The sequence below is a fragment of the Ochrobactrum teleogrylli genome, from assembly GCF_037482325.1.
Classification (GTDB): Bacteria; Pseudomonadota; Alphaproteobacteria; order Rhizobiales; family Rhizobiaceae; genus Brucella; species Brucella teleogrylli.
In genome coordinates this window covers 1,535,947-1,558,427 of record NZ_JBBHKQ010000001.1, presented here as the reverse complement: position 1 = coordinate 1,558,427, position 22,481 = coordinate 1,535,947, and the positions used below count along the sequence as shown (strand labels likewise).

The following is a 22,481-nucleotide window of genomic DNA, read 5'->3' as shown; positions in this document are numbered from 1 at the left end:
ATCAGGTGTTGTTGAAAAACACTATAGCCACTTCACGGCGGGCGGTTTTCATTTTTTTGTAACCGAATATTTCCGCGTCGAAGCCAGAAACATTCCGCAACAAATGAGCCTTGAACCGCCTGTCCGGCAACAACCGGACCAGGCGCAGTTTCTTCAACACCGTGCCGGCTCGGCCGTGATCGAACAGGGATCACGCCCTTTCACTGATGACGCGCCGCAAAAGAGTATTGGCCGTGTTGATATCGGAACTCTCAAATTCCCGGAACAGATTCTGGTGCACACTATCCAGGATCGTCTGCATGATGGAAACGACACGACGCCCCTCCTCGGTCAGCCTGATCCGGTTGGCCCGCCGGTTGTTCTCATCGACCTCGCGGCGCGCCAGCTGCAGCGCTTCGAGTGAATCGATCATCCGCACCAGCGATGCAGCCGTCAGCCCCATTTCCGTCGCGATATCGATTTGCTTGGCGCCATCGCCCACATAGGCGATCCAGAACAGGCAGGCCGCAACCCCGGAATCAAGTCCAAGGTCCAGCAGCGCCTCATTGGCCAGCGATCGCCATATTTTCGCGGAGACAAGTATATTCGCCATCAAGTCGCGCAATAAAATCATTTTTTCTGCGTCAATCGTCATCGATAAACTTCTTTTCCAATTAGCCGCTCCAAAGGAACGATTAAATCCTCTCATTTTGAAATGCATGATTATACTATCAATCAAATTCGCAAAATCGCAACTTTTTGAAAAATAATGAGAATTTTATAATTAGTTATATAACTATTTCATAGTTTGATTTATTGGTAATCCGTATCTAATCATGTAAAAGTAAAAATACAAATCGATATTTATTATATAAATTGGTATCTCTTATGCAACATAACAACTCTATTGGATTTAATTACTTTTAGTTCCATTGAGACCGAAGCTTTGCCGCGATATACATGAACTCTCTCAAAGTTCACGCTGAATCGAGGCAACTCTTATGAAAATGAAGACCGTTCTGATCTCTTCGGCAGCGACGATGATGTCTTTTTCATCTTACGCTGCCGACGCAATCATCGCACCGGAGCCGGAAGCCGTTGAATATGTGCGTGTTTGCGACACCTATGGCGCGGGCTATTTTTATATCCCCGGCACCGAGACCTGCCTGCGCATTCATGGCTATGTGCGTTACGACATGAATGGCGCTGATAATGTCTTTACGGGCATAGATCGCGAAGGCTGGGACAAGGGCGCCCGTTTTGCGTTGCGCACCTCGACTGCTTCCGAAACCGAACTGGGCACGTTGAAGACTTTCACCGAGACCCGATTCAACTATTGGGCAAATATTTCGCGCAGAACCGACGTTTATGGCTGGAGCGGCTCGGAAGTCGTTCTCCAATTCGCCTATATCGAACTGGGTGGTCTCAAAGTCGGCATCGACGAGTCAGAATTCCATACTTTCACCGGCTATCTCGGCGACGTCATTAACGACGACGTGGTTTCTCCCGGCGCCTATCGCACAGGCAAGATCTCTTACACATTCGCAAGCAGCAGCGGCTTCTCCGCAGTGATCGCTCTCGAAGAGGGCGGCGACAACGATAACGGTTACAGAAATCCGACAGGCCATCATTACACGATCGACGGTTATGTGCCACATGTCGTCGGCGGCCTGAAATATGCAGGCGGCTGGGGTTCCATTGCGGGCGTCGTTGCGTATGATTCCGTTATCGAAGAATGGGCGGCCAAGCTTCGCGGCGACGTCAATCTGACCGACCGTTTCTCGCTCTGGTTACAGGGCGGTTATGCTTCGGAAGAAGACCCAGACCAGATGTATGGCCAATGGGGTGGCGACTGGGCTGTTTGGGGCGGCCTGAAATTCCAGGCAACCGACAAGGTCGCGTTCAATCTCCAAGGTGCGCATGACGATTGGGGCAAGACGGCTGCTGCCGCCAATATTGCCTACCAAATTGTCCCCGGCTTCACCATCACGCCGGAAGTCAACTACACCAAATTCGGCGGGAACTGGAGGCGTTACGAAGCCGATTTTCGCGACAACAAGGTCAACGATGCCTGGGGCGGCACGGTGCGCTTCCAGCGGTCGTTCTAGTGGCAAAAATGGGCCCCACCAACACTACCAGTTTGTGATGATCTGACCTCCAGTCAAAAGGGCATCACAAAAGGGGGAGCAGCGACAGAACCCGCATCTGTCGCTGCTTTCTATATTTGCAATCAGCCGTCTTTATGCAGACAGCCGTCCGTAACGGGCCAGCACTTCGCGCAGCCTGTCGTGATCGATAGCCTGAACGCGCAGACGGTCGTAAGGCGTGCCGCCCATATCTTCAGCTGCCAGCATCGCATTGACCACTGCTTCCTCCACGCTATCGACCGCAGCGAGATAGAACGGATCGAGCGGCTCGTCATTCACCACTTCCATCTGGAGGAACGGCGCGGAACGGTGTTGCATCGGGCGCTGATTGGCCGTCGAGAAGGCCAGGAAAATATCGCCCGAATTGTTGCCGCCCGGCGTGCCATTGCGACCGATGCCGATCGCGGCGCGACGTGCCAGCCGCTGCAACTGGTGTGGCATCAAGGGCAGGTCCGTTGCCAGCACCACGATGATGGAACCGCGCTCCTGCAACTGGCTTTGCGGCGTGCCGTCGCGCATATGCTGGCCAACCGGAACACCGGCAATGGTCAGCCAGTCGCGCTGGCCGTGATTGGCCTGCACCAGCGCGCCAATGGTGAAGCTGCGACCACCGAATTCCACGACGCGCGATGCCGTGCCCGTGCCGCCCTTGAATCCATAGGTGATCATTCCTGTGCCGCCGCCGCAATTGCCTTCCTGCACCGGGCCGGAGGCAACGCTGTCGAGCGCCTTGCGCACATCGGCTTCGGTAACCGGAAAGCAGTTGATGTCGTTCAGCACGCCGTCATAGGTCTCAGCAATAACCGGCATGATCCAGAGAAAATCGTCGGTCTTGTAGGTCGAGGCATAGCGGTCAACCATCCAGCGGGTGGTGGCGTGATGCGCCATGCCAATGCCATGCGTATTGGTGATGACGACGGGTCCCAGAAAATAACCGCCATCCGCGATCCAGTGCGTGCCGGTCATTTCGCCATTGCCGTTGAAACGATGCACACCAGCATAGACCGGAACAGGCGTTTCTGACTGCATATGCGGCAGAATGGCCGTTACGCCGCTGCGGACCGGACGCTTGCGGCCCGGGCGCGGCTCGTTCTCGATAATCGTCTGAAAGCCGACACCGACGCCATCAACATCGGTGATCGCATTGTGCGGACCAGTACACCCGGTGAAAGGGATGCCAAGATCGCGGCCACGCGGTTTACGGATAGGTGTTTGTGAGGTCATGCTATTTCTACCGGGAACGAAATGAAGATCGGCAGAAGTCGTAGCATCAACATTCGCGATAAAGAAGGGATGCCAACGACTGCCGCCGCCCATAAACCACAATATATCAAATGATCTGTTCGTATCGTGTTGCTGCCGCGATATTCCGTGAAGGCCGGTCAGCCTCCGTATTCAGGGACGATCCAAAAATCATCCGAGAAAATGTCGGACCTTGCCGCAAGACAGGATATCACATTGTAACCGCAGCGCGAGACATGTATGATAAAGTGTCGAATATCTGAGATATCTCCAAATGCGTTACGAATCTTCCAATGAGTCCATTGCTGAAAGCTGCTATCGCCGCATTCGGACCGATATTATCTTCGGGCGGCTGGCGCCTGCGCAGCGGTTGCGGCTGGAAAGCCTGAAGGATTCCTACGACACCAGTGTGAGTACGTTGCGCGAAATCCTCAACCGGCTATCATCGGAAGGATTTGTCGTTGCCGAAGGCCAGCGCGGCTTCGAAGTCGCGCCCATGTCGGATGCCGATCTCAAGGAAATCGCTGCATTGCGCCTGTTGCTCGAAACCCACGCGCTGGAGCAATCCTTCGCTTTCGGCGGGATGGATTGGGAGGCGCAACTGGTCTCCGCGCACTACAAGCTTTCGCGGATGGAGCAGATCATGGCGTCAGGCGACGCCAGCCGGGCGGAAGAATGGAAACGCTATGACTGGGAGTTTCATCAGGCGCTAATTTCCGCCTGCGGTTCAAGATTGCTGATGGAAACCCACGCCACCGTCTTCGACAAATATCTACGCTATCAGATGGTTGCGCTGTCCTATCGCGGCGATGTCGCCGAAAAGGAACACAAGCAATTGCTCGACGCTGCGCTAGCGCGCAATGCGACCGAAGCAAAAGCCATTCTTATCAAGCACATAGATGGCGGCGTCCAACATGCGCTGGCCGGGGGCACCCTGCCCTGATTTGCCACTGCCGTTGATCGTGACCGCCACGGAAAAGGAAACACCATGCTGCGGGAAGAAAGCGCACCCACCGAAACCGTCAGCGATGTAGTTTTCCGGCAGATCCGCAAGGACATCATCTCCGGTACATTGCCGCCACGGGCCAAGATCAAGCTGGAACAGGCAAGGGAGCGCTATTCGATCAGCGTCTCGTCGCTGCGCGAGATCCTCAACCGGCTGACCACGGAAAATCTGGTCGTGGCTGAAGGGCAGCGCGGTTTTGAAGTGAGCCCGGCTTCCCGCAAGGAGCTTGAGGAACTGGCCGATCTGCGCTCGGTTCTCGAAACCCACGCCATCGGGCTTTCCTTCGCGGTCGGCGATCTGGAATGGGAGGGGCGTATCGTTGCGGCCCACCACAAGCTCGCCGCTGCGGAAAGAGTGCTGCTTGCAGGCGATGCATCGCGCACCATCGACTGGGTGCGTTACGACTGGGAGTTTCATCAGGCCATCGTCTCGGCATGCGATTCGCAAACATTGCTGACGGCGCTGTCCTCGGTGTTCGACCGCTTTTTGCGCTATCACATGCTGGCGCAGACCTTTCGCGGACGCCCCGTCGTGCATGACCACAAATTGCTATTCGAACTGGCCGTGGCACGCGATGTCGAAGGCGCGCAAGCCGTTGTGCGCCGCCATATCCAGAGCGGCATGGATCATATTCTCAAAAGCGGGCGCATCGTCTGAACCGCATTCGCTCGTACATATCCGTCGGTTGTCTGTCGGAAAAATGCGTTTTGTGCAAAATACAAAATCTCATATGATTTTTATAAACTCGGTTGATTTGCCAAGCATCATCTGACAAAAATATACTCATACGGCCATCTGATCCACGGGAGAGGATCGACAGAGCGGCAGTTTTTGGGAGGAGGAACGAATGTTTAAATCGATGCTGACACGTCGCAACATGATGCTGGGTGCGGCGGCGCTGGTTGCCGCCGCCGGGATGACCAAGCCCGCATCCGCCATCACGCCAGAGGAAATCAAGGCGCGCGGCAAGCTGATCGTTGGAATTCAGGGCGACAATCCGCCATGGGGTTTCGTGACGAGCGCTGGCCAGCAGGACGGCCTTGACGCCGATATCGCCAATCTGTTCGGCAAGGAACTGGGCGTGCCGGTCGAATTCGTACCGCTCGAAGTCAACAACCGCATTCCCGCGCTGACCACCGGTCGCGTCGACGTGCTGTTCGCAACCATGGCCATGCTGCCGGAACGCGCCAAGGCGGTACAGTTCAGCAAGCCCTATGTGGCCAATGCCATTGTGCTGATCGGCCCGAAATCCATGTCGATCAAGACCAATGAAGATATGGCCAATCTCACCATCGCGGTTGCGAAGGGCGCTGCGCAGGACACGCAGGTGACCAAGAACGCACCATCCAGCGCCACCATCCGCCGCTATGACGGCGATGCGCCAAGCGTTCAGGCTCTGGCTTCGGGTCAGGTGCAGGCATTGGGCGGAAACATCTTCTACATGGACCGCGTCGAGAAGGCCCGTCCGGGCGAATTCGAAAACAAGCTGGAATTCCAGAAGCTTTATAATGGCGCCTGCACGCGTCTGGGCGAAAAGGAACTCAACGTCGCCATCAACAGCTTCATCGACAAGATCAAGGACAATGGCGAGCTGAAGAAAATCTACGACAAGTGGATGAAGGTGCCGGTTCCGGAATTCCCGGAAAAGCTTGAAGGCGTTTCCTTCACGGCGAACTGATAATTCAGCGATCCCGATTGCAGACGCTGGCTAAAAAGCATTCCCGGCAAAAGCGCGAAGCCGCTTTGCGTTCAAATGCATAAAAACAAGATTTGGATTGGCACCGGGGGGCGCCAATCCGATCCTAAAAACGCCAGCGTCTGCAACCGTTTCCTCATGTCGTAAAACGGCTTACCCGCCGTTTCGGGAAGCACCATGTCCAGAACAATCTTTATCTTGAACGGCCCCAATCTCAATCTGCTCGGCGAGCGCGAGCCGACAGTCTATGGCACCACAACGCTTGCCGATATTCGCGACCGCGCGACACAGGTGGCTGAGACGCTGGGATTTGCAGTCGATTTTCGCCAGACCAATTTCGAGGGAGAACTGGTGGAAAGCGTGCATCAGGCGCGCAAACAAGCCTGCGGCATCATCGTCAATCCCGCGGGCTATACTTTCACGTCGGTCGCCCTGCTCGATGCGTTGAAAATGTTCGACGGCCCGAAGATCGAGCTGCATATTTCAAATGTCCATGCCCGCGAGAGCATCTACCACAATTCGCTCATTTCGCGTGTCGCAACCGGCATTCTGATCGGGTTCGGCGCGAATGGGTATGAACTGGCCGTGCAAGCCATGGCGAAAATGGCCGACAAGGACTGACCGACAGACATCTGGCCAGCCGCGCCGGTCAATTGGAGCAAGAGAGCAACGGCGATCTCGCCGCGCCTTGATAAAAACAGACAGAGCGAACGATGAATTATACTCTGGATTTCACGCCGGTCATCGATGGCCTCCCCAACCTGCTGCTTGCCTGTCTGGGCACCTTTACCCTGGCCATATTCGGCATGTTGCTGGCAATCGTCATCGGCATTGGCGGTGTTCTGCTGCGCGGTTCGCGCTACTGGTTTTTGCGATGGCTGGTCATCGGCTTTGTCGAACTCATCCGCAACACGCCCTTTCTCGTCCAGATATTCTTCATCTATTTCGCTCTGCCGCTGGCCGGTGTCCGGCTCGACCCGACGCCGACCGCCATCATTGCGCTCGGCATCAATGGCGGCGCCTATGCCATCGAAATCATTCGTGGCGGTGTTCAATCCATTCCGAAAGGCCAGATCGAGGCGGGCATCGCGCTTGGTCTGCATAAGGCGCAGGTCTTCCGATTGATCGTGCTGAAACCGGGCTTGCGGGCAATTTTCCCATCGCTGACCAGCCAGTTCATCCTGTTGACGCTGACGACCAGCATCGCCTCGGCAATCTCGGCCTATGAACTGACCTCAGTTGCCCAGCGCATCGAATCCGACAGCTTCCGCAGCTTCGAGGTCTATTTCACCGTCACGGCGTTCTATCTGGTGATTTCCTGGGTCATGATGCGCCTCTTCTCCTTCATTTCGGCGCGCTATTTCGCCTATCCGGTCAAGTAGGAGCATTCCCATGGGTCGCGATGAATTCGTCTTCCTGCTGATCGGATTGAAGTGGACGGTCGCGCTCTCCGCCGTGGGCTTCGTCTGCGGCTGCACGGCCGGTCTTGGCATTGCCTTGCTTCGCACATCGGGCTTTCCTGTGCTGGAACGATTGACCGCTGGCTATATCGCGGTCTTTCAGGGCACGCCGCTCCTGATGCAGCTCTTCGTCGTCTATTATGGCCTTGCACTGATCGGGCTGAAACTCGATGCATGGCTGGCCGTCGCCATCGGCCTGACCCTGCATGCCAGCGCCTATCTTGGCGAAATCTGGCGCGGCTCGATTGAGGCGGTTCCCAAGGGACAGATGGAGGCCGCGAAAGCGCTGAGCCTTCGCTATTTCTGGCGCATGAAGGATGTAATCCTGCCGCAGGCGATCCGCATTTCGCTGCCCGCAACCATCGGCTTTCTGGTGCAGCTTATCAAGGGAACATCGCTTGCCTCCATCGTCGGCTTCACCGAGCTGACGCGGGCTGGCAACATCATTTCGAACCAGATTTTCGAGCCGCTCACTGTCTTCGGCGTTGTGGGCATTCTCTACTTCCTGATGTGCTGCCCGCTGACGATCTTCGGCGCGCATCTTGAACGTAAATTTGCCGCGTCGAGCCGCTGAGCCTGAACCATGCCCGGAGTGACCCGATGATCCACCAGCCATCCGCCGATCCTTCCGAAGCGATGATCCGCTTGCAGAATGTCGAGAAATGGTATGGCCATTTTCAAGCCTTGCACGATGTCAATCTGGCGGTGCGCAAGGGAGAAAAGATCGTTCTCTGCGGTCCCTCCGGCAGTGGAAAATCCACGCTCATCCGCTGCATCAATCATCTCGAAACCTACCAGAAGGGTGAAATCCACGTTGGCGGCATTTTGCTCGGCCATGCGGGCAAAACCATCGATGCGGTGCGCCGTGAGGTCGGTATGGTGTTTCAGCAGTTCAATCTGTTCCCGCATCTCACCGTGCTGCAAAACTGCATGCTGGCGCCCATGCGCTCGCTTGGAGCCAGCAAGGCCGATGCGGAAAAAAGCGCCAGGGCGCTTCTGGACCGGGTGAAAATTCTCGAGCAGGCCGATAAATATCCGTCGCAGCTTTCGGGCGGCCAGCAACAGCGCGTTGCGATTGCGCGAGCGCTCTGCATGAAGCCGAAGGTCATGCTCTTCGATGAACCGACTTCGGCCCTTGATCCGGAAATGGTCAAGGAAGTGCTCGACACCATGGTCAGCCTTGCCGAAGAAGGCATGACGATGATCTGCGTCACCCATGAAATGGGTTTTGCCCGTCAGGTGGCCGACCGCGTGATCTTCATGGCCGAAGGCGCGATTATTGAACAGGCGTCCCCGGACGAATTCTTCGCCAATCCGAAGCAGGAACGCACGCGCAAATTTCTGGGCGAACTATTGCACCACTAGTGGTCTGATTCCAACATTTGCATTCCTCGGTTCACGCGCTGAGCAAATGTTGGAATCAAAAAGATCACTAGCAAGTATATGTATCTAGTGGATTTTTCGAATTTGACGTTTGAAACAGCATCTATGTCAGCCGGGATTCAAACGTCAAATTCAATCCACTAGCCTTATTGCAGTCTGCTTGTGGACGAGCGGGACAGAGACGCGCCGGACACGTCGCGCAATATCTGGATAAGCATTTGCAGCGCCCCGGAGCTGACCGTATCCGTCCGCATTGTCAGACCAACCGGCCCGACAGTCTCGCTGGTATCGATCGGTAACATGACCAGTTTGCCTTCCGCCACATCGCGCGCCACGACACCTTCGGAAATGATCCAGATTGCATCGCTCTCGCGAACGAAAGCGCGCCCGAAAGCATCCGACACGGTTTCAACCTGAATGGGCAGCGCGCCAATGCCGTTGGCAATCAGCAACCGCTCCACAAAAGGACGGATGATCGAATTTTGAGTCGGCATCAGCACCGGATAATCCGCCAGATGGTCGAAGACGGGTCGCCCGTCGGTCAGCGGATGCCCTGCCCGGACCAGAAACCGCACCTGCTCGGAATAGAGGTGTTCGAAGGAAAAGCCGGTCATCTTTTCCGGCGCGGCAAGACGCCCGACAACCAGATCGAGATCGCCGACGCGCAACTGCTCCAGCAAAACCGCATTCTCGCCCGTGACGATCTTCACGCGGCTGCCCGCCTTTTCCGCCAGAAACAGGCTCATGGCCTTGGGCATGATGCGTGTGGAAACTGTCGGCAAGGCGCCGACACGAATGGGCGGGCCGGAACCGTCGAGCTCCTGCGAGACCGAATCCAGCCCCTGCCGCAAGGCCGTCAGCGCCGTACCCGCATGGCGCAGGAATACCTCGCCAAACCGCGTAATACGAATGCCGCGACCGTCGCGCTCCAGAACCGGAACGCCCAGCACCTCCTCCAGCTCACGGATAGTTTTGGTGACGGCGGGCTGGCTGATATTCAAAATCTCCGACGCCTTGACCACGCTCTTCTGCCGCGCCACTTCAACAAAGGTGTGCAGATGGCGAAACTTGATCCTGTTTCCGATCACTTATTGGATAACCTATGAGTTATATTTTTGACTGATAATATCATTTTACTTAACCAATTGGAAAGCGCAACAGTGCTGATCAAGAGGAGAAAGCCGTGCAGTTCGCAAACGTCAACGATATCGTCCTTCACTATGATTTGCAGTGGAGTGGTGATGAAAAGCCCGTTCTGGTTTTCATCAATTCACTGGGAACCGACCTGCGCATCTGGGATGACGTGAGGGCGAAGCTCGGCAACGATATCCCGACGCTGGTTTACGACAAGCGCGGGCACGGCCTTTCCGATATCGGCAATACGCCCTACAGCATCGAACTTCTGGCGCAGGATCTGATCGCGCTTTTGGAAAAACTGTCGATCCGCCGCGTGGTTCTGTGCGGCCTTTCGGTCGGCGGACTGATTGCGCAGGGCGTTTATGCCGCCCGTCCCGATCTCGTCGCGGGTCTGGTCCTGTCCAACACCGCCCACAAGATTGGCACCGCGGAGATGTGGAACGCCCGCATCGACGCCATTATGCAAAACGGTCTTGCCAGCATTCTCGACGGCACGATGCCGCGCTGGTTCACCGACGATTTCCGCAAGCCCGACAATGACGCCTTCCGCGCCTATTGCAACATGTTCGTGCGCCAGCCACTCGAGGGCTATGCGGCAACCTGCGCAGCCCTGCGCGATGCGGATTTCACGCAAGCGGCCAAGGCGATTGCCGTGCCCGTGCTTTGTGTCGTGGGCGATCAGGATGGCGCAACACCGCCAGCGCTCGTCAAGGAACTGGCAAGCCTCGTGCCCGGCGCGCATTTCGCTGAAATTGCGCATAGCGGCCACATACCCTGCGTTGAACAGCCAGACGCCTATGTCTCGCTATTGCGCGATTTTCTTTCAACCCGACTTTCAAATTAAGCTTCCACAGGGAGAATAGCCATGGGTGACACTGTCGAGCGCTCCGAGCGTTACAAGCTTGGAATGAGCGTCCGTCGCTCGGTTCTGGGCGATGCGCATGTGGACCGGGCATCGAAGGCTGCCACGGGACTTGATGCGCCCTTTCAGGAGCTTATTACCGAAACGGCATGGGGAACGGTCTGGTCGCGTCCGCAATGGACAAAGCGCGAGCGCTCCATGGTGACGATTGCGCTTCTGGCCGCTCTTGGCCAGGACGATGAAGTTGCAATGCATATCCGCGCCACGAAAAATACGGGCGCAACCAAGGAAGACATCTGCGAAGCTCTGCTGCATGTTGCGATTTATGCGGGCGTGCCTGCATCGAACCACGCGTTCAAGATCGCCAAACAGACCTACGCGCAGATGGAAGCGGAGGAAGCCGAGAAATGAAAAACACACCGCCGGAAACGAGCCCTTTTTTCGCTCGTGATCTCACCATGCATCCACCGGCCTATACGCCGTGGTACAAGACATCCGTTCTGCGCTCGCCCACCCGCGCGCTGCTTTCGCTGGAAGGCACCAAGAGCGAGATTACCGGCCCGGTTTTCGGCCATGGCATGTTGAACGAACTCGATAACGACCTGATCCGCAACTATGCGCGCCCCGGCGAAATGCCGGTCGGCCCGCGCATTCTGGTGCATGGTCGTGTGCTGGACGAAAGCAATCGCCCGATCCCTGGTGCGCTTGTCGAATTCTGGCAGGCCAATGCTGGCGGTCGCTACCGGCACAAGAAGGAAACCTATCTCGCGGCCATCGATCCGAATTTCGGCGGCGTGGGCCGCACGATCACCGACGAGAATGGCTATTACTGGTTCAAGACGATCCAGCCCGGCGCTTATCCGTGGCCAAATGGCGTCAATGACTGGCGCCCGGCGCATATCCATTTCTCGATCTTCGGCCATGGCTTCTCGCAGCGTCTGATCACCCAAATGTATTTCGAAGGTGATCCGCTGATCTGGCGCTGCCCGATTGTGAAGACTGTTCCCGACAGAAGCGCGGTTGAGCGCCTTATCGCACCGCTCGACATGAATGCGAGCCTGCCGATGGACATGCTGGCCTACAAGTTCGACATTGTGTTGCGCGGACGCCGCTCGACCTTCTTTGAAAACCGGCCGGAGGGCAACTGATATGGTACAGCCACTGGGTTATCTCAAGGAAAGCGCATCGCAAACTGCGGGCCCTTACGTCCATATCGGGCTGACGCCGAATTTCGTCGGCATCAATGGCGTTTTCGCGGAAGATCTCGGGTCCGGCCCGCTCACCAACGACAAGACGTCCGGCGAGCGTGTGACCATCAAGGGTCGCGTTATCGATGGCATGGGCGCGCCGCTGCGCGATGCGCTGGTGGAAATCTGGCAGGCCGACGCCAAGGGGCTTTACAACAGCCCTTCGGAAACCGGCGGCAAGGCCGACCCCAATTTCCGTGGATGGGGCCGCTGCCCCAGCCATATGGAAACTGGCGAGTTCACCTTCGAGACGATCAAGCCCGGTCGCGTTCCCTTCCGGGATGGACGCCTGATGGCGCCGCATATCACGTTCTGGATCGTTGCACGCGGCATCAATCTCGGCTTGCAGACGCGTATGTATTTCTCCGATGAGGCAGACGCCAATGCGGAAGATCCGGTTCTGGCGCGCGTCGAGCATCGTGCGCGCGTTGAGACCTTGATCGGCCAGCGCGAAGGTGACATCTATCACTTCGACATTTATTTGCAGGGCGAAAAAGAAACCGTCTTTTTCGATATTTGACGCATGAGCATTTCGGTATTCGAACATCCGTTTCTGGCCGGGCTTTTCGGCGATGACGAAGAGATATTAAGTCTCTTCACGGCTGCGGCTGACATCGCCGGAATGGTCCGCTTCGAGGTGGCATTGTCGGATGCCCAGGCTTCGCTCGGCATAATCCCGGTCGAAACCGCCAATGCGATCAGGCTGGCGGCTGAGACTTTCGAACCGGACCTGTCCGTTCTTGAAAGCGGGACGGCACGGGATGGCGTGATCATTCCGGCACTCGTGAAGGAACTGCGCAAGGCCACAGGCCCGGAATTCGCCGCACAGCTGCATTTCGGAGCCACCAGTCAGGATGTCATCGACACAAGCCTGATGCTGCGGCTGCAGGCGGCGAATGCAATTCTGCGCGGTCGGCTGCATCAGCTTTCCGACCGCTTCAAATGGCTCGATGCGACCTTCGGCAAAAACAGCCTCACCGCCTATACCCGGATGCAGGCCGCCATTCCCGTCACGGTTTCCGACCGGATTGCGAGCTGGCAGACGCCGCTCGGCGGTTACGACCAGAAGCTCAGCACCCTCGCCTTTCCGCTGCAATTTGGCGGCGCGGCGGGAACGCTTGAAAAGTTCGGCGAGAGCGGCCCGGCCCTGCGGGCGCTTCTGGCAGAGAAACTTGGTCTGCACGACCGCCCGCAATGGCAAAGCCAGCGCGCTTTCATCGCAGAATTCGGCAGCCTCCTGTCGCTGATCACGGGAACGCTCGGCAAATTCGGGCAGGACATTGCGCTGATGGCCGAACTTGGCGCAGAGCTTTCTCTTTCGGGCGGCGGCGGATCATCGGCCATGCCGCACAAGCAAAATCCGGTCGGTGCGGAAGTGCTGGTCAGCCTTGCCCGTTTCAACGCGGTGCAAGTTTCCGGCCTGCATCAATCCATGGTGCATGAGCAGGAACGTTCGGGCGCGGCATGGATGCTGGAATGGATGATCCTGCCCCAGATCGTGGCTGCTACCGGCAGCGCGCTCCATCTGGCGTCCGCTCTGGTCGACAAGATCGTGCGCATCGGCACGGAATAGATTTCACAATCCTCCGGTCAAAATTGTGGGCCAATCATCGCCTGGAAACGGAACCAATTGTGTTTTCAGGCGTTTAGTTGCGTCATTCCATACGGAGGGTTGCATATGAAAATTCTGAAAAAGGCGTGCGCGGGGACCTTGGCGCTGGTCTTTGGATTTACATCCATCGTACCAACCATGGCTGCGCCGATGAACCTTGAGCGTCCTGCTCTCAATCAGAACGTCGAACAGGTTCGCGATGATCGCCGTCCGCCGCGCGGTCATGCCCAGCGCCACAAACGTCCGCCGAGCAACGCCCACAGGCCGGGCCGCCCTCCAAGCAATGCCCATCGCCCCGGTCGCCCGCCCCATAGCAGCCACCGTCCGTCGAACCGTCCCGGTTACTGGCATGGCCATCACGGCTCGCGCTACTACCGCAACGGCTATCGCCGCCACAGTGATGGCTGGTGGTATCCGCTGGCAGCCTTCACGGCAGGCGCAATCGTCGGCGGCGCGCTGAACCAGCCCCGCGTTGTTCACAGCAACAACCACGTTCGTTGGTGTCAGAACCGTTATCGCACCTATCGCGTATCGGATAACACCTTCCAGCCGAACAGCGGCCCGCGCAGACAATGTGTCTCGCCCTATCGGTAACGCGCCATAGATCGACAATCGGAAAGCGCCCTGCGGGGCGCTTTTTTGTACGCACCGTCCTCCTGAAAGCGTTGTGGCAGCAACGGCTGCAAAGCAGTCATGCCCGCATTCTTTCTTCTGGACGCTGTCATCAAACAGGAATAAGCATCTCGGCGTCTGTATGCCAACAGTCAAGAATTTCTATAATTCGACTGCTTTGCGACATGACAGACGGTTTCAGAACATGTGTTGCAGAATAAATATGCTGAATTCGCTCTGCAACGCCGGTTTCGCCCGAGTTTGACCCGAGTTTGATAATGTCGCAGACGACCGCTCCAGAAAGCCCCGTAACGGGCCCGTCCCCTTCAAGCGCCCAGACCTTTGGCCAGCGTTGGGCCATGCCCATTCTGGTGGCCGGTGGCTTTGCCATTGCGAGTTCGCCGATCTTTGTCCGCCTGTCGGAAGTAGGCCCCCTTGCCACCGGCTTCTGGCGCGTGGCGTTGGCGGTCATCCCGCTGCTGCTGATGAGCGGACGCGAACGCAGCGACATAAAAGACAACAAGCGCCTCACCCTCACGGATTGCCTGCTGCTGGCCGTGCCCGGCCTGTTCATCGCCGCCGATCTCGGCGCGTGGCATTTGTCGCTGCATTATACGTCGGTCGCCAATGCGACGCTTCTGGCCAATATGGCGCCGATCTTCGTCACGCTCGCCGCATGGCTGCTCTACAAGGCGCGTGTCAGCCAGTCCTTCATCATCGGGTTGGTTGTGGCCATTCTGGGTGTGGTCGTGCTGAAAGGCGGGCCGGGCGAACTCCTGCATTCGCAATCATCGGGCGATGCGCTCGCACTGCTGGCTGCCGTGTTCTATGCCGGTTACATTCTGGCGGTCGGACGCCTGCGCAACCGGTTTTCGACCATGCGCATCATGCTCTGGAGCAGCGCCATCGCGGCGATCGTTTCGCTGCCAGTCGCCTATTTTGCCGAAGGGCAGATCGTGCCCACCACGCTCTACGGCTGGCTGATACTGGCAGGACTTGCATGGCTCACCCATGCCGCCGGACAAAGCATGATCGCCTATGCGCTTGCATTTCTGCCGGCTTCCTTCTCGTCGCTCACCTTGCTGCTTCAGCCGGTGGTGGCGGCGTTTCTCGCCTGGACCATTTTGTCCGAACCACTCGGCATGATGCAGGGGCTGGGCGGCGCAATCGTCATTGCCGGTATTCTGATCGCCCGCAAGGGCTAAAAAAGCCCCGCGTGAGCGGGGCTTTTTCCTGTCAGAGCTACCGATTATTCGGCAAGCCATTCCTTGATGCGGTCCGGATGGTCGGCGATATATTTATCGACAGCCTTCTCGTAGGAGGTTTCCTGCGCATCGAACATCGCCGCTTCGAGTTCGCTGATCGGAATGCTGAACTTGGTCAGCAGCGAAGCAACTTTCGGGTTGTCTTCCTTGAAGCCCTTGCGTGCAATGGCGTTGATATGTTCAGCACCACCCAGCGCTCCTTCCGGATCGGCGATATAGCGAAGCTTATACTTGCCGAACATCCAGTGCGGGCTCCACGAGGTTGCCACGAACCAGCCATCGGAGCGCGTCGCGCGGTCAACAGTCGTGAGCATTGCCGCTTCACTCGAAATATTGAGCTTGTAATCAAGCCCGTATTTCTTGATCGCTTCCTGCGAAAGCCGCGTCAGACCGGCGCCCGGATCGATGCCCTGAATTTCGCCTTTCAGCTTTTCCTTCACTTCCGGCTTCTTCAGATCGGCGATGGAGCTGATTTCGCTTTCCGGAATATAATCCGGCACGATCCAGCCGAGCTTTGCGCCTTCATAGAGCGGCCCGAGATCTTCAACCTTGCCCTCGACGCGCTTGTAATAATCGGCGTGGGTTTCCGGCAACCAGGCCATCATCATGGCGTCGATATCGCCACGGCTGACGCCCTGATAAAGCGGTGCAACATCAGTCTGCACCAGTTCGACCTTCTGGCCGAGATTGTCTTCGATCAGCTTCTTCGCCAGCTTGGTGACGAATTCGGCGTCGGACCATGGGGCCCAGCCGATCTTCACCGTCTTGCTATCTTGCGCAAAGGCCGCGCCCATTGTCATGGTACCCGCCACCACTGCAGCCAGACCGAAACCTGCAAGTTTCTTCAACATGCCTACTCCTTTTCGATTGGATTCAGTTCCCGTTATTGTTTCTGGTTGTCTCATGCTTCCTGCTTGCGAAAGGATGAGGCGGATTGTGGGTCCGCCGCCTTTCTCAACGATGCCAGTCTCTTGAAGAAACCGGTGCCATTTCCCTTGCCGAAGCTCTGGGTAATCCGGTCGAGAATGACCGCCAGAATGACCACGGCCAGTCCGCCTTCGAAGCCAAGCCCCACATTGAGGCGCTGAATGCCGGTCAGGACCGTGTTTCCAAGGCCGCCCGCGCCAATCATCGACGCGATGACCACCATCGACAGCGACAGCATGATCGTCTGGTTCACACCGGCCATGATCGACGGCATGGCATTCGGCAGTTGCACCTTGAACAGAAGCTGGCGCGATGTGCAGCCGAAGGCCAGACCCGCTTCGACGAATTCTGCATGAACCTGCCGAATGCCGAGATTGGTCAGGCGCACCACCGGCGGCATGGCGAAAATCACCGTCGCAATCGTGCCGGGCACGGCGCCAAGGCCGAAGAACATGGCCGCCGGAATAAGATAGACGAAGGCTGGCATCGTCTGCATCAGGTCGAGCACCGGGCGCACGACTGACGCCACCGTGTCGCTACGCGCCATGGCGATGCCAAGCGGGATGCCAATCACCACCGCGATGACGGTCGATGCCAGCACCAGCGACAGGCTTTCCATTGTGCCGCTCCACAATTCCATGTGGATGATGAGCGCCAATGCGAGAAGGGTGAAGATCGCAAACTTCCAGCCCACGCGCCACAGCGCGAGCAAGGTGAGGATGGCCACACCAGCAACTGGTGGAATAGCGATGAGAGCGTTTTGAATACCATCGGTCACAAAACCGATGGTCGCTGCGATTATGTCGAGTGCAGGCGTGAAGTGGTCGAGAATGTAATTGACCACAACATCAGCCGCACCACCAACACTGAAATTCAAATCCATGTTTTACCGTCCATTTCCGTATTTCTGGACTGGGTGGGAAGCATTTCCAGCAAAAGTGGTAACCGGTTTTGCGTCTGGAAATGCGTCACACAAAGCGTGCGAGAACGAATTGGCGGCGAGCAATCAGCCCGCACGGCCCAAGGTTTCAAGCAATGCCGACTTGCTGATCGCGCCCACGTAGCGGTTATGCTGGTCGGTGACGGGCATCGGCCACGGGCTGGCGGCGACCTGCGTCAGGAGGCCCGACAGTGGCGCTTCCGCCTCGATGGCGGCCACATCGTCAAGTCGCGTTCCTGCCTCGGCGGGGACGCCTTTGGCCAGCGCATCCCGGCTGACAAGACCACGATAGGTGCGGTCTGCATCGACCAGCACGCCAAAGGTTTTGCCGCTGGCGTCAAAGCGCTCAAGAGCGGTGGCAAGCTGTTCGGGTTCAAACACGATCAGCTCATCCTCGCGGGCAACGTCGGCGGCCTTGAAGACACGCGACACATCCACATTGCGGAAGAAGGACCGGACATAATCATTGGCAGGCTCCGAGACGATCTCGTTCGGCGTGCCCACCTGCACGACCTTGCCGTGCTGCATGATGCAGATACGGTCGCCGATGCGCATCGCTTCATCAAGGTCATGGCTGACGAAGATGATGGTGCGGCTATGCTCGGCCTGAAGGCGCTTCAACTCATCCTGCATTTCGGTGCGGATCAGCGGATCGAGCGCAGAAAACGCTTCATCCATCAAAAGGATCGTCGGCTCGCTGGCCAGAGCCCGCGCCAGGCCGACGCGCTGCTTCATACCACCGGAAAGCTGGTCCGGCATGCTGTTGGCATAGGGTTCGAGACCGACGGCTGCGAGCGCGGTCAACGCCTTGGCGTGGCGCTCGGCTTCGCCCATCCCGGCCACTTCAAGGCCAAAGGCGGCGTTGTTCAGCACCGAACGATTGGGCAACAGCGCGAATGACTGGAAAACCATGCTCATGTCGCGGCGGCGAAGATCGATCAGCTCGCGCTTCGTCATTTTGACGATATCGCGGCCTTCCACTTCGATGGATCCGGCGGTCGGTTCGATAAGCCGGTTGAGCAGGCGCAGGAGGGTCGATTTGCCGGAGCCGGACAGACCCATGATGACGAATACTTCGCCTTCATAAATATCGAAACTTGCATCATCGACGCCGATTGTGGCCCCGAGATCGCTGTAAATCTGCGCTTTTGACTTGCCTGCGCGCAACGCTTCCATTGCACGCTTCGGGTCGTCGCCGAAGACTTTAAACACGCCATTCAAGCTTATCTTTGTCTTAGCCGGCGACTTCATACTTTCATCCTTGTATAAAATACCATGCATTAAGTTTAACCCCGCTGTGCTGGCGGACTTAATCTCCTTTTCAAGATTGATATGACTTCATTCCAGCGCGAATCGCGCACACACAATCTGTGAACCGCGAACGGTTCGCACCGAATGATTAGCGAAAGATTGCCTGATTCTATATAGGTCATTTCCCGACATGTCCACCCACAGCCGTGAATTCATCCAAGCGCACCCATCCCCTTTAATGCTTTTTTGAAAGGTTGCGCGACGAAATATGCAGGCTGGCCGGGGCATTATTTAAGTAGGTCGAAGTCGGCCAGCATGAGGACAATAGTAGTCCTTCGCCACTCAATTGCACGAACGGCGTGCGACAAATATGCCATCAGCTGCGACATCTACAATGGCAACCGAAGCTGACAGCAACGGTATGCTCTTTACCCGCTTTATTTACAGTTTCAGCTTTTAAAATGCACCAGTACATTACTCGTACGGTTTAAATAATTTTTTCATAATTATTTTCTAGAGGAAAATTAGAATGCTATATCGCATCAAAAATAACTATAGTAAAAATGTATTAACGCTGACTCCATCTGGCAAAATGGGAATACACAGAGCCACACTGGAGGAATACAGCGAAGAAGTTGATAAACGCTCAATATGGCAGCTATCGCCCAACCACAATCGAATTGATACTGGCTCGTTTTCACTAAAACTAATTGGCACAGCCGCTTGGATATGTCACTTAGATGAATTTACCGAAAATGACGTGGATTACACCACTCTGCAGGGTGCACCCGAGCATCTTCATAATCCAATTGTATTTGAATTTGATCAAATCGATGGTACAAATTTATTTAGAATATATCATTCCAATAAAAGACAGAAGCTAATTGAATATATCGATGCGCAAGGACGTTATTATCCAGCGCTTGCGGATTCCGAACACGCAAACCAGACGGACTCCTGGTCTGTGTTGGAAGTATAGTTTTCAAGAATATAGTGTGCGCTGTTTACTGCTAGCGGCACGTGTTCTGAAAGAGCACCTTCGTGCCTTTTCCTAGCGCATAAGAAGGGAGCCAGACCGGCTCCCCTTTATTCGATTTGCGACGGCTTACGCCCGCTCGATCACGATTTTCAGCACATTGCGGTCGCCATCCCAATAGGGCAGCGCCTGTTCGGCTTCCTCGAACGGGAACACCTTTGAAATCAGCTTGTCGGCATCGGCACCAAGCTTCTCCAGATGCGAAACCACTGCCTCGAAATCGGTCAGCGTCGCATTGCGCGAGCCCATGATGTCGAGTTCCTTCAGATTGAAGAACTGGGTCTGGTAGGTGACAGGTGCCTTGGAGTAGCCGACATAGACCACACGTCCCGCAAAGCCCGCAAGATCGACGGCCTGCGTGAAAGTGATGGGCAGGCCGACCGCTTCGAAAGCGACATCGACGCCGTCATCGCCGGTCAGTTCCATGACCTTTTGCACCACATTCTCGCCGCTCGCCAGAACATGCGTGGCACCGAATTGCAGCGCCAGCTCGCGCTTTTCAGCGCTCGGATCGATGGCGATGACCTTTGCGCCGCGCGCCACGGCACCGATCAGCACACCCATGCCGATCATGCCGCAGCCAAGCACCGCAACCGTATCGCCCGCCTCGACGCGGCCACGAGCAACCGCATGGAAACCGACCGAAAGTGGCTCGACCAGCGCCAAATGGCGTGGTTCCAGCGTATCGTTGAGGATCAGCTTTTCGGCTGGCAGCACGATCTGGTCGGCCAGACCGCCATTCTGCTGCACACCGAGCGTCTTGTTGTAGCGGCACGCATTGAGACGCCCCTTGCGGCAGGACGAGCATTCGCCGCAATTCGTATAGGGCAGCACGATGACGCGCTTGCCTGCGGCATAGGCCGCACTGACGCCCGCACCGGCCTCGATGATTTCGCCGCCGATTTCATGGCCGGGAATGCGCGGCAGCTGCACCAGCGGATTGAGACCCTTGAAGGTGTTCAAATCGCTGCCGCACAGGCCGACATGGCGCACCTTGACGCGCACATGACCGGGGAGCAGCGGCGCTTCGTCGATTTCGGCGAAGCGGGTAACGTTTTCGCTCTCGATACGCAGAGCTTTGACCATCGGATATTCCTGTCGGTTACAGATTGAAAGATGCGGATCAGGTAACGGCGCCGACCTGCCATGGCACGAATTCATTGTCGCCATAGTCGTAGATTTCGCTCAGCGTCTTTTCGCCGGAGGCGGCCGCGATGATATATTCGAAGATGCGCGTGCCGGATTCCTCAATGGTTTCCTCGCCGGTGACGATGCCACCGCAATTGATATCCATGTCTTCCTTCATGTGCTCGTACATTTCGGAATTCGTGGCGATCTTGATGCAGGGCGAGGGCTTGAAGCCGGAAACCGAACCACGGCCCGTGGTGAAGCAAATGACATTGCAGCCGCCCGCCACCTGTCCTGTCACGGCAACCGGATCATAGCCCGGCGTATCCATGAAGACGAAGCCGGGCTCCGTGATGGTTTCGGCAAATTCATAGACCGCCTTGAGCGGCATCGAGCCGCCCTTGGCAACGGCACCGAGCGACTTTTCCAGAATGGTGGTCAGGCCGCCAAGCTTGTTGCCATGCGATGGATTATTATTGAGTTCGTCGCCATTGCGCGCCGTGTAATCACGCCACCAGTCGATGCGCTGCAGCAGCTTTTCCGCCACCGCAGGCGTCACGGCGCGGCGCGTCAAAAGATGTTCTGCACCATAGATTTCCGGCGTTTCAGCCAGAACCGTCGTGCCGCCATTACGCACGATCAGGTCAGAGGCATAGCCCAACGCCGGATTGGCCGAAATGCCGGAATAACCATCCGAGCCGCCGCATTCCAGAGCCACTTTCAGCTTCGACAACGGCTGCTTGGTGCGCACCGCCGAATTGACCAGCGGCAGCATTTCCTTGATCTCGGCAATCGCATGATCAATGGTCTTGCGTGTGCCGCCATGCTGCTGAATCGTCATGGTGCGCAGGCGCGAGCCTTCTTCCATGCGGTAATGTTCAAGGATCGGCGCGATCTGGTTCGTTTCGCAGCCAAGGCCAATCAGCAGGATACCGCCGAAATTCGGGTGCTTGGCATAACCCTGAATGGTGCGGGTCAAAAGGCGATAGCCTTCAGACTTGGTGTTGAGCGCGCAACCGCTGCCATGGGTCAGCGCCACAACGCCATCCACATTGTCGAATCCGTCGAGACCGCCCATGCGGTTGAAATAGTCAGCGATATAGCGCGACACGGTGGCCGAACAGTTCACCGAGGAAATGACGCCGATATAGTTGCGCGTGCCCACGCCACCAGCGCCGCGATCATAGCCCATGAAATGGCGGCGTTCGGCTTCCGGCAACATGCCGCGTTCTTCGATATCGATGGAGAACTGGTGTTCATGTTCGGAAGGCAGCATGGCGAGGTTTTGCAGATGCACATGCTCGCCGGGCGCAATGTCCTTGGTGGCAACGCCGATGACCTGTCCGTATTTCAGAACTTCCTTGCCTTCTGGAATGGCGCGGATCGCCACCTTGTGGCCGCGTCCGATCAGTTCGCGTGCATTGATGCCTTCCAGACCGATGGGGTCGCCAGCACGAACGGAAATACGCGCAACCGCGACATCGTCGGACGTATGCAAGAGAATGACCGGCGCTGCGGCAGCCGGAGAAACGGAAATATTCATGGGTCTGA

At 56.8% G+C, this 22,481-nt stretch carries 25 protein-coding genes; 16 read left to right on the top strand and 9 right to left on the bottom strand.

Going from position 1 to position 22,481, the window contains the following annotated elements; all coding sequences use genetic code 11:
- Window position 1: 1 nt before the first annotated feature.
- Together WIX40_RS07290 and WIX40_RS07285 are read right to left on the bottom strand one after the other, a co-directional pair.
- Window positions 2–160 (bottom strand): hypothetical protein, encoded by a 159-nt coding sequence (locus WIX40_RS07290; protein WP_167836076.1) that lies wholly within the window; start codon window positions 158–160, stop codon window positions 2–4.
- Window positions 161–190: 30 nt separating this feature from the next.
- Window positions 191–634 carry a MarR family winged helix-turn-helix transcriptional regulator gene (locus tag WIX40_RS07285; RefSeq protein ID WP_339439572.1) on the bottom strand — a complete coding sequence of 148 codons (444 nt, stop codon included), beginning with the start codon at window positions 632–634 and terminating at the stop codon, window positions 191–193.
- Window positions 635–980: 346 nt separating this feature from the next.
- On the opposite strand from WIX40_RS07285, the gene WIX40_RS07280 reads away from it, so the two are divergent.
- Window positions 981–2,087 carry a porin gene (locus WIX40_RS07280; RefSeq protein ID WP_339439570.1) on the top strand — a complete coding sequence of 369 codons (1,107 nt, stop codon included), beginning with the start codon at window positions 981–983 and terminating at the stop codon, window positions 2,085–2,087.
- A gap of 132 nt (window positions 2,088–2,219) precedes the next feature.
- Here the strand turns inward: WIX40_RS07280 and WIX40_RS07275 are convergent, their stop codons facing one another.
- On the bottom strand, window positions 2,220–3,350 hold the full coding sequence (locus tag WIX40_RS07275) for a DmpA family aminopeptidase (RefSeq protein ID WP_140023934.1): 1,131 nt from the start codon (window positions 3,348–3,350) through the stop codon (window positions 2,220–2,222).
- Window positions 3,351–3,642: 292 nt separating this feature from the next.
- Between WIX40_RS07275 and WIX40_RS07270 the strand changes: the two genes are divergently transcribed.
- From WIX40_RS07270 to WIX40_RS07240, 7 genes are all read left to right on the top strand, one after another.
- On the top strand, window positions 3,643–4,311 hold the full coding sequence (locus WIX40_RS07270; protein ID WP_109367144.1) for a GntR family transcriptional regulator: 669 nt from the start codon (window positions 3,643–3,645) through the stop codon (window positions 4,309–4,311).
- A 45-nt stretch (window positions 4,312–4,356) separates the two neighbouring features.
- Complete coding sequence (locus tag WIX40_RS07265; RefSeq protein ID WP_339439566.1) at window positions 4,357–5,031, top strand: GntR family transcriptional regulator; 675 nt, start codon at window positions 4,357–4,359, stop codon at window positions 5,029–5,031.
- 190 nt (window positions 5,032–5,221) lie between these two features.
- Window positions 5,222–6,052: a transporter substrate-binding domain-containing protein gene (locus tag WIX40_RS07260; RefSeq protein ID WP_339439564.1), complete on the top strand. Its 831-nt coding sequence runs from the start codon at window positions 5,222–5,224 to the stop codon at window positions 6,050–6,052.
- A gap of 195 nt (window positions 6,053–6,247) precedes the next feature.
- Entirely contained in the window at window positions 6,248–6,691 is a 444-nt protein-coding gene (aroQ, locus tag WIX40_RS07255; RefSeq protein WP_339439562.1) for a type II 3-dehydroquinate dehydratase, read from the top strand.
- Between the two features lie 92 nt (window positions 6,692–6,783).
- Window positions 6,784–7,452, top strand: a complete 669-nt coding sequence (locus WIX40_RS07250; protein WP_339439560.1) for an amino acid ABC transporter permease — start codon at window positions 6,784–6,786, stop codon at window positions 7,450–7,452.
- A gap of 10 nt (window positions 7,453–7,462) precedes the next feature.
- Window positions 7,463–8,104 (top strand): amino acid ABC transporter permease, encoded by a 642-nt coding sequence (locus WIX40_RS07245; RefSeq protein ID WP_339439558.1) that lies wholly within the window; start codon window positions 7,463–7,465, stop codon window positions 8,102–8,104.
- 62 nt (window positions 8,105–8,166) lie between these two features.
- On the top strand, window positions 8,167–8,895 hold the full coding sequence (locus tag WIX40_RS07240; RefSeq protein ID WP_339440968.1) for an amino acid ABC transporter ATP-binding protein: 729 nt from the start codon (window positions 8,167–8,169) through the stop codon (window positions 8,893–8,895).
- Between the two features lie 164 nt (window positions 8,896–9,059).
- Here the strand turns inward: WIX40_RS07240 and pcaQ are convergent, their stop codons facing one another.
- Entirely contained in the window at window positions 9,060–10,001 is a 942-nt protein-coding gene (gene pcaQ, locus WIX40_RS07235) for a pca operon transcription factor PcaQ (RefSeq protein WP_140023938.1), read from the bottom strand.
- A gap of 95 nt (window positions 10,002–10,096) precedes the next feature.
- On the opposite strand from pcaQ, the gene pcaD reads away from it, so the two are divergent.
- The 7 genes from pcaD (at window position 10,097) to WIX40_RS07200 (ending at window position 15,588) form a co-directional block, all read left to right on the top strand.
- Window positions 10,097–10,894, top strand: a complete 798-nt coding sequence (pcaD, locus tag WIX40_RS07230; protein ID WP_339439555.1) for a 3-oxoadipate enol-lactonase — start codon at window positions 10,097–10,099, stop codon at window positions 10,892–10,894.
- Between the two features lie 21 nt (window positions 10,895–10,915).
- Window positions 10,916–11,323, top strand: a complete 408-nt coding sequence (gene pcaC / locus WIX40_RS07225) for a 4-carboxymuconolactone decarboxylase (protein ID WP_121538195.1) — start codon at window positions 10,916–10,918, stop codon at window positions 11,321–11,323.
- Complete coding sequence (gene pcaH, locus WIX40_RS07220) at window positions 11,320–12,060, top strand: protocatechuate 3,4-dioxygenase subunit beta (RefSeq protein ID WP_121538193.1); 741 nt, start codon at window positions 11,320–11,322, stop codon at window positions 12,058–12,060. Before pcaC ends, pcaH begins: the two co-directional genes overlap by 4 nt.
- Before the next feature lies 1 nt (window position 12,061).
- Complete coding sequence (gene pcaG / locus WIX40_RS07215; RefSeq protein WP_339439554.1) at window positions 12,062–12,679, top strand: protocatechuate 3,4-dioxygenase subunit alpha; 618 nt, start codon at window positions 12,062–12,064, stop codon at window positions 12,677–12,679.
- Between the two features lie 3 nt (window positions 12,680–12,682).
- Complete coding sequence (locus tag WIX40_RS07210; protein WP_171317558.1) at window positions 12,683–13,732, top strand: 3-carboxy-cis,cis-muconate cycloisomerase; 1,050 nt, start codon at window positions 12,683–12,685, stop codon at window positions 13,730–13,732.
- A gap of 105 nt (window positions 13,733–13,837) precedes the next feature.
- The gene (locus WIX40_RS07205; RefSeq protein ID WP_140023941.1) at window positions 13,838–14,365 is read left to right on the top strand and encodes a BA14K family protein; all 528 of its coding nucleotides are present in this window, start codon (window positions 13,838–13,840) and stop codon (window positions 14,363–14,365) included.
- 296 nt (window positions 14,366–14,661) lie between these two features.
- Window positions 14,662–15,588: a DMT family transporter gene (locus WIX40_RS07200; protein ID WP_339439552.1), complete on the top strand. Its 927-nt coding sequence runs from the start codon at window positions 14,662–14,664 to the stop codon at window positions 15,586–15,588.
- Between the two features lie 44 nt (window positions 15,589–15,632).
- On the opposite strand, the gene WIX40_RS07195 is transcribed toward WIX40_RS07200, so the two are convergent.
- The 3 genes from WIX40_RS07195 to proV form a co-directional block, all read right to left on the bottom strand.
- Window positions 15,633–16,499, bottom strand: coding sequence for a glycine betaine ABC transporter substrate-binding protein (locus tag WIX40_RS07195; RefSeq protein WP_109367130.1), 867 nt, complete (start codon window positions 16,497–16,499; stop codon window positions 15,633–15,635).
- A 50-nt stretch (window positions 16,500–16,549) separates the two neighbouring features.
- The gene (locus WIX40_RS07190; RefSeq protein ID WP_339439550.1) at window positions 16,550–17,458 is read right to left on the bottom strand and encodes an ABC transporter permease; all 909 of its coding nucleotides are present in this window, start codon (window positions 17,456–17,458) and stop codon (window positions 16,550–16,552) included.
- 123 nt (window positions 17,459–17,581) lie between these two features.
- Window positions 17,582–18,766: a glycine betaine/L-proline ABC transporter ATP-binding protein ProV gene (gene proV, locus WIX40_RS07185; RefSeq protein ID WP_109367964.1), complete on the bottom strand. Its 1,185-nt coding sequence runs from the start codon at window positions 18,764–18,766 to the stop codon at window positions 17,582–17,584.
- Between the two features lie 529 nt (window positions 18,767–19,295).
- Here proV and WIX40_RS07180 point away from each other — a divergent pair.
- Window positions 19,296–19,745, top strand: coding sequence for a hypothetical protein (locus WIX40_RS07180; protein WP_339439547.1), 450 nt, complete (start codon window positions 19,296–19,298; stop codon window positions 19,743–19,745).
- A gap of 126 nt (window positions 19,746–19,871) precedes the next feature.
- Here the strand turns inward: WIX40_RS07180 and WIX40_RS07175 are convergent, their stop codons facing one another.
- Both WIX40_RS07175 and WIX40_RS07170 read right to left on the bottom strand, forming a co-directional pair.
- On the bottom strand, window positions 19,872–20,888 hold the full coding sequence (locus WIX40_RS07175) for a zinc-binding alcohol dehydrogenase family protein (protein ID WP_339439545.1): 1,017 nt from the start codon (window positions 20,886–20,888) through the stop codon (window positions 19,872–19,874).
- 37 nt (window positions 20,889–20,925) lie between these two features.
- A complete protein-coding gene (locus tag WIX40_RS07170; RefSeq protein WP_339439543.1) occupies window positions 20,926–22,473 on the bottom strand; it encodes a D-arabinonate dehydratase in 1,548 nt (515 codons plus the stop codon).
- Between the last annotated feature and the right edge of the window lie 8 nt (window positions 22,474–22,481).